Annotated in this window: 11 protein-coding genes and 6 pseudogenes; 8 read left to right on the top strand and 9 right to left on the bottom strand. The window is 73.3% G+C overall.

Annotation, left to right across the window (positions count from 1 at the left end):
* Positions 1-216 precede the first annotated feature (216 nt).
* Both UK94_RS16555 and serC read left to right on the top strand, forming a co-directional pair.
* Entirely contained in the window at positions 217-1,326 is a 1,110-nt protein-coding gene (locus UK94_RS16555; RefSeq protein WP_055750573.1) for a citrate synthase 2, read from the top strand.
* Positions 1,319-2,443, top strand: a complete 1,125-nt coding sequence (serC, locus tag UK94_RS16550) for a phosphoserine transaminase (RefSeq protein ID WP_011601375.1) — start codon at positions 1,319-1,321, stop codon at positions 2,441-2,443. The genes UK94_RS16555 and serC overlap by 8 nt, the downstream gene beginning before the upstream one ends.
* 119 nt (positions 2,444-2,562) lie before the next feature.
* Here serC and UK94_RS16545 read toward each other — a convergent pair.
* From UK94_RS16545 to UK94_RS54750, 6 genes and pseudogenes are all read right to left on the bottom strand, one after another.
* Positions 2,563-3,618, bottom strand: a pseudogene (locus tag UK94_RS16545) (citrate/2-methylcitrate synthase); the annotation flags it as partial.
* Position 3,619: 1 nt separating this feature from the next.
* Positions 3,620-3,930 (bottom strand): citrate/2-methylcitrate synthase (locus tag UK94_RS54765; RefSeq protein ID WP_313949521.1); only part of this gene is annotated, 311 nt, incomplete at its 3' end.
* 271 nt (positions 3,931-4,201) lie between these two features.
* A pseudogene (locus UK94_RS16540) lies at positions 4,202-4,767 on the bottom strand (LuxR C-terminal-related transcriptional regulator); the annotation flags it as partial.
* A 1-nt stretch (position 4,768) separates the two neighbouring features.
* A pseudogene (locus UK94_RS54760) lies at positions 4,769-4,845 on the bottom strand (DNA-binding response regulator); the annotation flags it as partial.
* A 1-nt stretch (position 4,846) separates the two neighbouring features.
* A pseudogene (locus UK94_RS54755) lies at positions 4,847-5,029 on the bottom strand (DNA-binding response regulator); the annotation flags it as partial.
* Positions 5,030-5,105: 76 nt separating this feature from the next.
* Entirely contained in the window at positions 5,106-5,762 is a 657-nt protein-coding gene (locus tag UK94_RS54750; RefSeq protein ID WP_235488336.1) for a histidine kinase, read from the bottom strand.
* Positions 5,763-7,188: 1,426 nt separating this feature from the next.
* On the opposite strand from UK94_RS54750, the gene UK94_RS16530 reads away from it, so the two are divergent.
* On the top strand, positions 7,189-7,620 hold the full coding sequence (locus UK94_RS16530; protein ID WP_041938614.1) for a MarR family transcriptional regulator: 432 nt from the start codon (positions 7,189-7,191) through the stop codon (positions 7,618-7,620).
* 47 nt (positions 7,621-7,667) lie between these two features.
* On the opposite strand, the pseudogene UK94_RS54745 reads toward UK94_RS16530, so the two are convergent.
* Positions 7,668-8,007: pseudogene (locus tag UK94_RS54745) on the bottom strand (dehydrogenase); the annotation flags it as partial.
* 1 nt (position 8,008) lies between these two features.
* Positions 8,009-8,681, bottom strand: a 673-nt coding sequence (locus UK94_RS16525) for a Gfo/Idh/MocA family oxidoreductase (protein WP_235488281.1), incomplete at its 3' end; no start/stop codon positions are given.
* Between the two features lie 135 nt (positions 8,682-8,816).
* Here UK94_RS16525 and UK94_RS16520 point away from each other — a divergent pair.
* The 3 genes from UK94_RS16520 (at position 8,817) to UK94_RS16510 (ending at position 10,285) form a co-directional block, all read left to right on the top strand.
* On the top strand, positions 8,817-9,038 hold the full coding sequence (locus UK94_RS16520) for a helix-turn-helix transcriptional regulator (protein WP_011601382.1): 222 nt from the start codon (positions 8,817-8,819) through the stop codon (positions 9,036-9,038).
* A gap of 421 nt (positions 9,039-9,459) precedes the next feature.
* A partial coding sequence (locus tag UK94_RS54740; protein ID WP_268761404.1) for a Clp protease N-terminal domain-containing protein occupies positions 9,460-9,641 on the top strand: 182 nt, incomplete at its 5' end.
* Between the two features lie 14 nt (positions 9,642-9,655).
* Entirely contained in the window at positions 9,656-10,285 is a 630-nt protein-coding gene (locus tag UK94_RS16510; protein WP_055750569.1) for a 2'-5' RNA ligase family protein, read from the top strand.
* A gap of 9 nt (positions 10,286-10,294) precedes the next feature.
* Here the strand turns inward: UK94_RS16510 and UK94_RS54735 are convergent, their stop codons facing one another.
* Positions 10,295-10,567 carry a helix-turn-helix domain-containing protein gene (locus UK94_RS54735; RefSeq protein WP_268761407.1) on the bottom strand — a complete coding sequence of 91 codons (273 nt, stop codon included), beginning with the start codon at positions 10,565-10,567 and terminating at the stop codon, positions 10,295-10,297.
* Positions 10,568-11,788: 1,221 nt separating this feature from the next.
* Here UK94_RS54735 and UK94_RS54730 point away from each other — a divergent pair.
* Both UK94_RS54730 and UK94_RS54725 read left to right on the top strand, forming a co-directional pair.
* Positions 11,789-12,336: pseudogene (locus tag UK94_RS54730) on the top strand (deacetylase); the annotation flags it as partial.
* 1 nt (position 12,337) lies between these two features.
* A partial coding sequence (locus tag UK94_RS54725; RefSeq protein WP_235488279.1) for a sulfotransferase domain-containing protein occupies positions 12,338-12,739 on the top strand: 402 nt, incomplete at its 5' end.
* Positions 12,740-12,841: the final 102 nt, after the last annotated feature.

Here is a 12,841-nt window from a genome sequence, read left to right as displayed (position 1 = left end):
GTCCGTCGGCGGGCCGGATCGAACGGCGCGAAGTGGCGGCGCTCTGGCGCGTCCGGATGTCGCGGGGCAGGATCGGATGGAGCAGGACCGACGAGGCAGGCACGACGGGCCGCCGGTCGACGTGCGCGCGGGGGCGCGACAGAGCGCCGGTCGAACCACCCCCGGTCGAACCAGTCGCCGGTCGAACCAACAGACAGAAGCGGAGATCCGGACTCGATGGCCGAGAAGACAAGCGATTTCAAGCCAGGTCTGGAGGGCGTGATCGCCTTTGAGACGGAGATCGCCGAGCCGGACAAGGAGGGCAGCGCGCTGCGCTACCGCGGGGTCGACATCGAGGACCTCGTCGGCAAGGTGGACTACGGCCACGTCTGGGGGCTGCTGGTCGACGGAGCGTTCGAGCCCGGGCTGCCGCCGGCCGAGCCGTTCCCGGTGCCGGTGCACTCCGGTGACATAAGAGTGGACGTGCAGAGCGCCCTGGCGATGCTCGCCCCCTACTGGGGCCTGGGCCAGCTCATCGACATCGCCCCCGAGCAGGCCCGCGACGACCTCGCCCGCGCGTCGGTGGTTGCGCTGTCCTTCGTCGCCCAGTCGGCCCGGGGCCTGGGGCAGCCCGCGGTCCCGCAGAAGGAGGTCGACCGCGCCCGCACGATAACGGAACGGTTCATGATCCGCTGGCGGGGCGAGCCGGACCCGAAGCACGTCCAGGCCGTCGACGCCTACTGGGTGTCGGCCGCCGAGCACGGCATGAACGCCTCGACGTTCACCGCCCGGGTGGTCGCCTCGACCGGCGCCGACGCCTCGGCCGCGCTGTCCGCCGCCGTCGGCGCGCTGTCCGGACCGTTGCACGGCGGTGCACCCTCCCGCGTGCTCGCGATGCTCGACGAGGTCGAGCGCACCGGCGACCCGCTCGGCTACGTCCGGCGCGCCCTGGACCGCAAGGAGCGGCTGATGGGCTTCGGGCACCGGGTGTACCGCGCGGAGGACCCGCGCGCCCGGGTGCTGCGCCGCACCGCGCGTGACCTCGGCTCCGACCGCTACGAGGTGGCCGAGGCGCTCGAGGCGGCCGCGATCGAGGAGCTGACCAACCGCTTCCCCGACCGCCCGCTGCGCACGAACGTGGAGTTCTGGTCGGCCGTGGTGCTGGACTTCGCCCAGGTGCCCGCCCATATGTTCACGTCCATGTTCACCTGCGCCCGCACCGCGGGCTGGAGCGCTCACATCCTCGAGCAGCAGCGCACCGGCCGGCTGATCCGCCCGTCCGCCCGCTACGTCGGCCCGGACCCGCGTCCGCTCGGCGACGTCGTGCCGGGGGTGCCCCGTGGCTGACGCCGCCGCGATCCACCTGCCCGACAGCCTGCGCCCGGCCGACGGCCGCTTCGGCTGCGGCCCGTCGAAGATCCGCCCGGACGCCGTCGCGGCCCTGGCCGCCAGCGGCGTGACCTACCTCGGCACCTCGCACCGCCAGAAGCCGGTCAAGGGCCTGGTCGGCCGGGTGCGCGCGGGGCTCGCGGAGCTGTTCTCGCTGCCCGCCGGCTACGAGGTCGTGCTCGGCATCGGCGGGGCCACCGCGTTCTGGGACGCCGCCGCGTTCAACCTGGTCCGCACCCGGTCGCAGCACCTCGTCTTCGGCGAGTTCGGCGGAAAGTTCGCGGACACGACGAAGGGAGCGCCGTTCCTGGCGGAGCCTTCCGTGGTGTCCTCGGCGCCGGGAACGCACCCGGACTGGGCGCCCGAGGCCGGCATCGACGTCTACGCCACCCCGCACAACGAGACCTCCACCGGCGTCGCGCGCCCGGTGCGCCGCCCGGTCGGCGCCGACGCCGACGCCCTGCACCTCGTCGACGCCACCTCCGGCGCCGGTGGCCTGCCCGTCGACGTCTCCGAGGCCGACGTCTACTACTTCGCGCCGCAGAAGAACTTCGCCTCCGACGGGGGCCTGTGGACGGCGCTGTTCTCCCCGGCGGCGATCGATCGCCTCGCCGAGATCGCCGCGACCGACCGGTGGATCCCGCCGTTCCTCGACCTCACCACGGCCCGCGACAACAGCTCCAAGGACCAGACGTACAACACTCCCGCGGTGTCGACGCTGTTCCTGTTCGCCGACCAGATCGAGTGGATGCTCGCCCAGGGCGGGCTGGACTGGTGCGTGCGCCGCACCGCCGAGTCGTCGTCGATCCTCTACACCTGGGCCGAGAAGACGGCGTACACGACGCCGTTCGTCGCCGACCCGGCGCAGCGCTCCCAGGTCGTCGTGACGATCGACTTCGACGGGGTCGACGCGGCCGCGGTGGCGAAGGTGCTGCGCGCCAACGGCGTGGTCGACGTCGAGCCGTACCGCAAGCTCGGCCGCAACCAGCTCCGCGTCGCCACCTTCCCGGCCATCGAGCCGGCCGACGTCGAGGCCCTCACCGCGAGCATCGACTACGTCGTCGAGCGTCTGTAGCGGGGTCGATCCGCAGCCGGAGACGACGACGGCCCGTGGGGAGGGATTCTCCTCGCGGGCCGTCGTCGTCGGCGTCGCAGCCGACGGGGACCGGGTTCGCCGGCGGCGGTGTCCGCCGTTCAGCGCAGGGGGCGCTCCGGGGCGGCCTGGGCGGCCTGGGCGGCGATCGGGTCGGCCTCGGTGTCGGCGGTCGCGCCGCGGTCGTCCATCGGGACGTAGGGGCGCTGGTCGTAGCCGACGTAGAGCTGGCGCGGGCGGGCGATCTTCTGCTCGGGGTCGAGCAGGCCCTCCTCCCACTGGGCCAGCCAGCCGGGCATCCGGCCGATGGCGAACAGCACCGGGAACATCTCCACGGGGAAGCCCATGGCCTGGTAAATGATGCCGGTGTAGAAGTCGACGTTCGGGTAGAGCTTGCGGGCGATGAAGTACTCGTCCTCCAGCGCGATCCGCTCCAGCTCCATGGCCAGGTCCAGCAGCGGGTTCGTGCCGGTGACCTTGAAGACCTCGTCGGCGACCTGGCGGATCACCCGGGCGCGCGGGTCGTAGTTCTTGTAGACCCGGTGGCCGAAGCCCATCAGCTTCTTCTTGCCGTCCTTCACCTGGGCGATGAAGGAGGGGATGTTCTCGACCGAGCCGATCTCGGCGAGCATCCGCAGCACCTGCTCGTTCGCCCCACCGTGCAGCGGGCCGTACAGCGCCGCGATCGCGGCGGCGGCCGCGGAGAACGGGTCCGCCTGCGAGCTGCCGACGGCGCGCATCGCGTTCGCCGAACAGTTCTGCTCGTGGTCGGCGTGCAGGATGAACAGCACGTCGAGGGCGTGCTCCAGGTTCGGGTCCGGCTCGTACTTGAGCTCGGTGGCCTTCCACATCATGTTGAGGAAGTTGCCGGCGTAGGACAGGTCGTTGTCCGGGTAGACGTACGGGAAACCGACCGAGTGCCGGTACGAGTACGCCGCCAGCGTCGTGATCTTGGCGATCAGGCGGACGATCTGGAGGCGGCGCAGGCCGGGGTCGTCGATCGTCTTGGCGTCCGGGTAGAAGGTCGACAGCGCGCCCACGGTGGACACGAGCATGCCCATCGGGTGGGCGTCGTGGTGGAAGCCGTCGATGAACTTCTTGATCGACTCGTGCACCAGGGTGTGGTGCGTGATCTCGTCTTCCCAGGTCGACAGCTCNTCGGTGGAGGGAAGCTCGCCCGCCAGCAACAGGTAGGCGACCTCGAGGAAGCTGCTCTTCTCGGCGAGCTCCTGGATCGGGTAGCCGCGGTAGCGCAGGATGCCGGCGTCACCGTCGATGTAGGTGATGGCGCTGCGGCAGCTCGCGGTGTTCGTGAACGCCGGGTCGTACGCCATCAACCCGAAGTCGTCGTCGCCCGTCTTGATCGAACGCAACGCACTCGCGCGTACCGTGCCGTCCGTGACCGGGATCTCGTACGTCTTACCGGTTCGGTTGTCGGTGACGGTCAGTGTGCTGACCTGCTCGGACACGCCGGGCTCCTCTCGCGGTGGCGATGCCGCTGGTGACGGCTCTGGCCCCAGCCGGGGCGCGCATCCGGGTACGGAGCGCTCACGCCGGTTTGCTGGCTCACATGGTTCTTCCCAAGTCTGGCCGTTCGCGGCTGCACATGCGCGTGATCGGTGAGNCTCATCCCACGTGTGCTGCGCCACCCCTTGGCGGGGAACGCATCCCCTGCCTGCGGTGATGGGGTACGGCACGCTCGGTGAGCATGCGGACGGCCGCCGGGTCGGTGGATTGCACCTACCCGAACGGGGAGAAGCCACTCTGGTGCCCGGAGCCACTCGTCGAGCGGGTTCCCGGTGTGATACCGGAAGAGGGGCCGGCCGGCGCTGCGGCGACGGCACCCGGCTCACCCGGCCCGGCGGCGGCACTGCGCAGCCAGGTGAGCACAGCGAGCACCCGGCGGTTGTCGTCCGCGGACGCCGGCATACCGAGCTTGCTGAAGACCCCGGCGATGTGGTTCTCCACGGTCTTGGGCGCCAGGTGCAGGCGAGCGCCGATGCCCTGGTTGGACCGCCCCTCGGCCATGTGCGCGAGCACCGTGCGCTCCCGCGGGGTGAGCCGGGCCAGCTCGTCGGCGCGCCGCCGGTGGGCCAACAGGCCTGCGACGATCTCCTCGTCGAGCACGAGGCGTCCGTCGATCACCCGCCGCAGCGCGTCCTGCAGCGCGCCGACGTCGTCGACCCGGTCCTTGAGCAGGTAGCCGAGGCCGCCGCTGCCGTCGCCGAGCAGGCGCAGCGCGTAGGGCGTCTCGGCGTAGGTCGACAGGACGAGCACGGCGATCGTGCGGTGCTGGGCGCGGATCCNCTCGGCCGCGACCAGGCCCTCGTCGGTGTACGTGGGCGGCATCCGGATGTCCAGGATCACCGCGTCCGGCCGGCTGCNCCCGAGCCCCTGCAGGAGATCCTCGGCGGTGGAGGCCTGCGCCACGACCTCGGCGCCCGCGGCGGTCAGCAGCATCGCCAGCCCCTCGCGGAACAGGGTCGAGTCGTCCGCGATCGCTACCCGCACGGGTCCGTTCTCCTCGTCTCGCTGCTGGCTGGTCGGCCCGGTGCTGGTCGTCGCGATGTTGGTCGTCACGCTGTTGGTCGTCACGTTGTTGGTCGTCACGCTGTTGGTCGGCGGGACGGTGCCGGCCGGACGGTCAGCACGGGATGCTCGCCGTCAGCCGGGTTCCGCCGCCGGACGGGCTGACGATCACCAGTGCGCCGCCGAGCGCCCGGACGCGGTCGGTGAGGCCGGCCAGCCCCCCACCCTCGACCGCGGTGGCGCCGCCCTTGCCGTCGTCGCTGACGTCGATGCGCACGACGCTGCCGTCGTGGCGCACCGCGACCCGGGCCCGGCTGGCCCCGGCGTGCTTGACCGTGTTCGTGAGCGCCTCGCAGATCGTGTAGTAGGCGCCCGCCTCGAGGACCGCCTCGAACCGCGCCGCGGGCACGTCCAGCTCGACCTCCACCGGTAGCGCGGCCGTGACGACCTCCAGGGCCGGCAGCAGCCCACCCTGGCTGAGCACGGCCGGATGAATCCCCCGCGCGAGGCTGCGCAGGTCCGCGAGGGCGTGGCGCAGGTCCTCCCGGGCGGCCTCGATGGCGGAGATCGTATCGGGATCGGTGGCCTTCGTCCGGGCAAGCCCGAGTCTGGTGGCCAGCGCCAGCAGCCGCTGCTGGGCGCCGTCGTGCAGGTCGCGCTCCAGTCGGCGCCGCTCGTGCAGGCCGGCCTCGACCAGCCGGGCCCGGGAGGCCCGCACGGCGTCAAGCTGGGCGGCCACCGTGGCGTGCAGCTGGGCGTTCTCCAGGGCCATGGCGCTCGCGCGCACGGCCGCCTCGACCAGGTCGCGGTTGCGGCGCATGGCCGGTGCGGCGGCGATCACCGCCAGCGGCGCCCCGACCGCGGTCCGCACCGCCATGATCAGCTCCGGCGCGCCGGGTGGTGGTGGGGGCCGGACCGCCCCGTCGGCGTCGACGTGGTGGTCCTCCCCGGGCAGCCACAGGTGGATCTCGGCGGATCCGTCGTGCAGCGCCGCCCGCAGCGCCGCGCGGACCGCGCGCACGTCCGGCGGGGTGGGCAGCGTCGCGAGGAGCTGAGCGATGCGGGCCCGGACGAACACCCGGCGCAGCACCGCCGCCGCGAACGCCAGGGGGATCGTCAGCAGGGTGAGGGAGATGACGACGAACTCGGGCCCGACGTCGCCGTTGCTCGGGTTGTAGACGAAGAAGTTCACCGTCGCCGCGAGGACGAACGCCAGCAGCAACGCGAGCGCCACCGGCCGGAAGACCCGCCGGTCCAGCTCGGAGTACCGCCGCAGCCGCCCGCGGACGACGAGCAGGAAGGCGCCGGCGAGCACGAGGGTCAGGCCGTCGAGGATCCAGACCACCGTGTCGAACGCTCCGTGGCCGATCGGCTCGCCATACCACCAGACGTCGGGGTNCCCGGAGTAGCCGAACCACTCCGGCCGCCCGATGCCGATCAGCCCGAGGTTCGCCAGCGGAATGACGAGCACCGCGCTGCCCAGCAGCGCCCGTTCACCGTTGTTCTGCAGCCGCCCGGTCGGGTAGCGCAGCACGCCCCAGCCGAGGCAGACCCAGAAATGGGTGTAGGCGAACGTCGACACGAGCGCGGACGGGCCGGCGTCCCAGCTTGCCGTCCACGACAGCGGCCACAGCAGCCCGCCCAGGACCAGCGCCGCGGTGACGCTGCCCAGCGACTCCTCGCCGTTGAGCATGGCGGCGGTGAGCACGAACGCGAGCGCCACGAAGACGTTGAGGGTCGCGAAGAGCGGGCTGTGGCCGAAGGAGGGCCACTGGCACGCGATCGCACCAGCGGTGGTGGCGGAGCCGCCGATCGCCAGACACCACTGGCGGTGGNGGGCGGCGCACGCGGACAGTCGACCGGGCAGACGCGGATGCGGCACGTCAGTCGACGTTATGTAGCCAGGATCTCACCCGGCAAGCGTCGCACACGCCCATTGTCGGATTGCGGGTTACCCCCCACTCCCTGCCAGGAGATCCCCCGATGAACTGTGGAGATCTCCCCGAAGTCAGCGCGTGCGCGGCGGTGGAACCTGGTGGCACGGATCGGTGTCGTCGGTGATCGCATCCGGATGCAGGACACCGTGCCGTGCGGGGGTCGGCTGCCGCCGGGGGGCGGCCGGCCCCTTTTCGTCCTCTTGGCGACGCATCCCCCGAAATCACCCTTTCTTCGGTCCCCCGGACGAGTACCGTCAGAAGATGGAGACCGAGACGGCGAGCGACGCCGAACTCGCGTCCGCGCTGCGGCTGTCGGTGATGCGCCTTTCCCGACGAATGCGCCAGGAGCGGTCGAGTCAGCTCACCCCCACGCAGACCTCCGCGCTGGCATCGCTGGAGCGCCACGGCCCGATGACGCTCGGGGAGATCGCGGCGCACGAGCGCGTGCAGCCGCCGTCGATGACGCGTGTCATCGCGCATCTCGCGGTCGCCGGGCTGGTCGAGCGCCGCCCGCACCCCACCGACGGGCGGCAGGTGATCGCCGAGGTCACCGCGAAGGGGCGGTCGCTGCTCAGTGACGATCGCCGGCGCCGGGACGAGTGGCTGACCGACCGGCTCGCGGCGCTGTCGGCGGAGGAGATCGCCGCCCTGACCCGGGCTGCGCCGATCCTGGACGCCCTCGCCGGCTCGTAGCCGCGTCACGGTGGGACCCGGCTGCCTCACAGGTCGACCCGGCCACCTCACAGCTCGACCCAGCCGCCCCGCCGGCGGGAGGTGCCGGCCGCGGCGATGAGCCGGTTCGCGGTGAGCAGGTCGTGGAAGGTGGCGCCCCGCACCAGCCGCGCATCGTCGAGTTCGGTGGCCCGCACGACGTCGTAGGTGGCCTCCATCAGCCCGGGCCGGGCGGTCGGCGGGGTGGGCATCAGCAGGTCACGCACGCCGGCGTCGTCCTGGCGGCGGACGCGGCGGCCCTGGACGACGATGCGGCCGGCGTCTCCGCACACCGTGATGGTGGCGGTGTCCAGATTGCCGCCCATCCGTTCGTTGATCAGCACGGTGGCGCCGCTGGCGGAGAGCAGGNCCAGGGTCACGGGCGCGTCGGGCGTCAGCGTGGCGGCGGGCATCGCGGCGGGATCGGCGCAGACCGCGAGGATCTCCCCGCACCAGCGCATCGCGAGATCGATGATCTCGACTCGGCCGGTCGAGCCGGTCGGCGCGCCGACAACGGTCATCTGGGTGAGCCGGCCCAGCGACGCAACCGTGGCCGCGACGTGGGTCGCCGCCGGCCAGGCCCGCCCGTCCAGGGCCACCACGTGGGCGAGATCGCCCTCCTCGGCCAGGTCGGCGACGGCCCGCAGCGTCTCCGCCTCGGCGGTGGCGGGGCCGGCGAGCAGCACGTGCAGGCCGATCTCGGCCGCCCGCCGGGCGACGATGTCCGAGCCGGGCGGTGGGGTCTCCACGCAGACGGCCTCGATGTCGTCCGAGAGCAGGGCGAGCAGGTCGGCGTAGGCGCGGGGGACCCCCGCCTCGGCCGCCCAGGCCAGCGATTCCAGCGGCTCCGGGGCGAGCAGGCCGACGACCGCGACCCCGGCGTCGCGCAGGACCTCGGCCGTCGTGCTGTCGGAGCCGTCGGTGACCAGGGCCATCGCGAGCGGCAGGTCGGGCTGGCGGCGGCGGACGAGCCGCCGCAGTTCCCGCCAGCTCGCGGACAGTGCCGGATCACGCGGTGGCACCAGCTCGGGGAGCGTCGTCACGGCTCTGATAGTGCCCCCGGGCCGCCCGTGGTGGTCGGCGATGGCCGCGATTGCCGCGGAGAGCGGACAGCGTTGCCGCGTGTCAATCAGGGTTGACACCGCTTCATGTGTCAACGTAGGTTGACGGCCATGAACATGACCGCCACGAAGCTCGCCGGGGCGGCCTCCGACGACGACCCCCGGGTGGGTCTCGCCGCCGTCGCCTCGTTGCGAGCCCTGTTGGAGTCACTCGAGGAGCTCCAGGTCGCCAGCGCCCGGCACAAGGGCTGGTCCTGGCAGGAGATCGCCGACGTGCTCGGCGTGAGCCGGCAGGCCGCGCACAAGAAGTACGGGCGCCGATTCGGAAAGGGGAGGTAAGCGGTGTTCGAGAAGTTCACGCCGCAGTCCCGCGAGGTCGTGCGCGCCGCGACCCGGGTCGCGGCGGCCTTCGACCACGACCGGGTGCACAGCGGCCACCTGCTGTTCGCCATCGTCACCGAGGGCGGTGCCGTCGGGCGTGCCCTGACCGGCCTCGGGCTCGACGAACCGTCGCCGCGGACCGAGCTGCACGGATCCCGGGTGCTCTCCCGTGGCGGCCGGGAGGTGGACACCGACGCGCTCGCGGCGATCGGGGTGGACTACGAGGCCATCCGGGCCGCCGCCGACGAGCGGTTCGGCGCCGGCGTGCTGGGACTGACGATGGTCCGTAAGGTCCCCCGGCGGTCGTGGTGGCGGCGGCGCCCACGGGCGCGCGGTCCGCGCTTCTCCGCCGAGGCGGCGCGGGCGTTGGAACGCGCCNTGCGGTTCGCGGCTGCCCGCGGCGACGGGGATCTCACGCCGCTGCACCTGCTGCTGGGGATGCTCGCCGACCAGTTCTCGCTGGCCGCCGGGATCATCGTGCGCCGCGGGACGAGCCTGGACCAGGTCCGGTTCGCGGCGACGGAGGCGGCGGACGGCGCCGACCCGGGAGCGCGGGGCTGACCGCCCGGCTGTTCGTGGCCGCCGTGCCGCCGGCGGCGGTGACCGACGCGTTGTGCACCGCGGTGCACCGGGCCCGCGCGGCCGCCCCCGAGCTGCGCTGGTCGGCGCCCGACCGGTGGCACGTCACCCTCGCCTTCCTCGGCCAGGTGCCGGACGATCGGCGCGGCGACCTGGACGCCCGGCTCGCGCGGGTGGCCCGGCGGCACGGCCCGATCGCCGTCGAAACCGTCGGCGGCGGTCACTTCGGTGACCGGGTGCTGTGGACGGCGGTGCGGCCCCGATCCACGATGGCAGCTCCTGGTCCCACGACGGCAGCGCCCGGGCCCACGATGACCCGGTCTGGGCCCGCGACGGCGCCGGCCGGGGCGCTTGGGGCGCTTGCGGCCGGCGTGCGGCGGGCAGCCGAGCGGGCCGGCGCCGCCGCCGGGGCGGACGACCGGCCGCTGCGGGCGCACCTGACGCTCGCCCGGGTGCCCGACCGCAGCCACCGTGGGCTCGGTCCGCTGGTCGAGCTGCTGCGGGCCGACGTGGAGCCGCTGCCGTGGACCGTCGACCGGCTGGTGCTGATGCGCAGCGTCGACGGCGGCCCGGGCGCCGCCCCGGTCTACCGGGAGGAGGCGTCCTGGGCGCTCACCGGCCGATGAGGGCCGGCCTCAGGACGCCACGGCCGGGTCGAGCGGGCGGTAACGGTAGCCCACCCGGCGGACCGTCTCGATCCGGTACCGGTGCTCGGGGCCGAGCTTGCGCCGCAGCCGGGTCACGAGGACGTCGACCGTGCGCACGTCCGGGGAGGTCTCGTCGTCGGCCTGGTGTCCCCAGACCGACGACAGCAGCGCCTGCCGGCTGTGCGCCTGCCCGGGGTGGTGGACGAAGAAGTCCAGCACCTCGAACTCGAGGTAGGTCAGCTGCAGCGCCCGCCCGTCCACGGTCGCGAGNCAGGCGGTCCGGTCGATCCACACCCCCGAGCGGGGCGGGGCCTGGACGGGCGCGTGGTGGTCGGGCCGAGCCGGCGCCGCGCTCGCCCGGACGTGAACCGGGGCGGGCGCGGGCTGCCGGGGGAGGGTCGCCGCCGTCCCGACGGGCGTGCGCGGCGGCGTGGTCACCAGGCGCGGCCGGTACGGGAGGGTGGTCGTCTGCGGGGGCATCGCTGGCCTTTCGGTCAGTGGTTCTCCCGGTCGCCGGGAGCTGTGGGCNCGGGGCCGGGTGGGCTTGTGGAGCCGGGTGGGCCGTGGACCCTGGAGCCGTATCGGGCCTTGGAGTCGGGTCGGGCCTTGGAGCCGTATCGGGCCCTTGAGCCGTATCGGGCCCTTGAGTCGGGTCGGGCCCTGGAGTCGGGTCGGGCCCTGGAGTCGGGTCGGGCCCTGGAGTCGGGTCGGGCCCTGGAGTCGGGTCGGGCCCTGGGCCGGGGCGGAAATCCTGAGCGGGCGGTGGCGGCGGGGCTGGTCCCGGGCTCGCTTTCGGCGGGCGCGGGCCAGGGGCCGGACAGCGCTCGGGCACCGCGACGATGGGGCGGCCGAGCTGGGGTGGACCGGGGCGCGACGTCGACGGTGCCGGGCGTCCTCGCCGGTGGCGTGAAGGGATGTGATGCCATCGCGACGACGGGTGCGCCTGATCGACTACGGGCCCGTGGCGAGGACGGCGGGCCCAGGCAGGCCGGGGCTGGCGCACCGGGCCGGGAACCGGAGCCCTTGCGGCGCCGGCCGGCCCGCAGGCGCGGATGCCGGGTGGTGCGGCTGGTGGCTGCCTGTCAGACAGCCGGACAGGCAGCCGAGGCGACGCGGAGCAGATCGATATGGCTCCGGGTGACCAGGATCAGCCGCTTCAACACAAGAGCAACGGAAGNACACTGCTCCGGTCGCCGCCAAGAGAATAAAAGTGTGACTTGCTTCACATGGTGTTATGGGATGGATCGAACGGGTGGCAGCGAAGGCCTGGAACGGCGGNTCCGCGCGGATGCTCGGCGAGGGTCTCCGGGCGGGCGGCGGGGTCCGCGTCCATCCGATTCGGACCAGTTCGTCCGGAATGTGGCGCGTCGTGCCGCCGGCCCGAGCGAAGTCGATTTTTCCGGTGGGGAAGGCGGAATATACTGGTGGATCGTTCGGCATCCGCTGGTCGGGGACGCGACGCGNCCGAGAACAGGAGATCTCATGGCGCTGCCTGATTTCCTCGTGATCGGCGCGCCGGACGCGGGCATGGAGATCCTCCTCGCTGACCTGCGACGCTGCCCGGCCGTCTTCCTCCCCGCCACCGAGCTGACTCCGCCTACCGAGCTGACTCCGCCTACCGGGCTGACTCCGCCTACCGAGCCCACTCCGCCCGCCGAGCGAGCCTTGGGTACCGGGCTCATTGCGCCTGCCGCTCTCGCCCCGCCCGCCGAGCGAGCCTCGGGTGCCGCAACGCCACAGGGCGGTGCGGGGGCGTGGGGCCCGGAGGCGGCGCGGCGCCGGGCGCGGTTCGAGGCCCTGGTCGACCCGGCGCCCGCGGGCGTCCTACGCGGCGTCAGCGCTCCCTACCACCTGGCGGACTTCACGGCCCTGCGGCACCTGCACGAGGTGCTGCCCTACGTGCGGCTCATCGCCCTGCTGCGGGATCCGGCGGCGCGGGCCCACGCGCACTGGCTGCGCATGCGCGCGTCCGGCCTGGAGCCCATCGTCGACTTCGAGGCAGCCCTGGCGGCGGAGGCGGAGCGGGCCTGNACCCTCTCGTCCTGGCCGTGGCGGTATCTGGCCCTTGGCCGATACGGGGCCCAGGTGCAGCGCCTGTACACCCTCTTCGCACGCCAGCAGGTGCTGCTCGTGCCCTACCCCGAGCTGAGCACGGATCCGGCGAGGGCACTGGGTCACGTCCACCGCTTCCTCGGTCTCGGCCGCCACCGCGATCCCGCCGGTGTCGATCGTGCGTACCGTCCCGCCGAGGTCCCGGTCGAGAGGTGTGGCGACCTGGTCGCCCCGGGGTGCGCCGAGCCGGCGGTGGCGGCCGCTGCGCGGCGGCTCGATCCGGCCGTGGCCGCGCGGCTGCACGCCGGCTTCGGCGCCGATCTCGACCTGCTCGACCAGGTGACGGGACGGCGCTGGGCGCTCCGTCCGGCCCCGGACTGATCGCCGCACGGCTCTCTCGCCGGCCGAGTCGCCTGACGCCCAGCGCCGCCGGGTCAGCGGAAACCCTGGTGAGAGCGACCGAATCGGGCGCTCGGACGGCCT

The sequence above is a fragment of the Frankia sp. AvcI1 genome, from assembly GCF_001420875.1.
GTDB classification, from domain to species: Bacteria; Actinomycetota; Actinomycetes; order Frankiales; family Frankiaceae; genus Frankia; species Frankia alni.
This window is presented reverse-complemented; position numbering and strand designations above follow the sequence as displayed.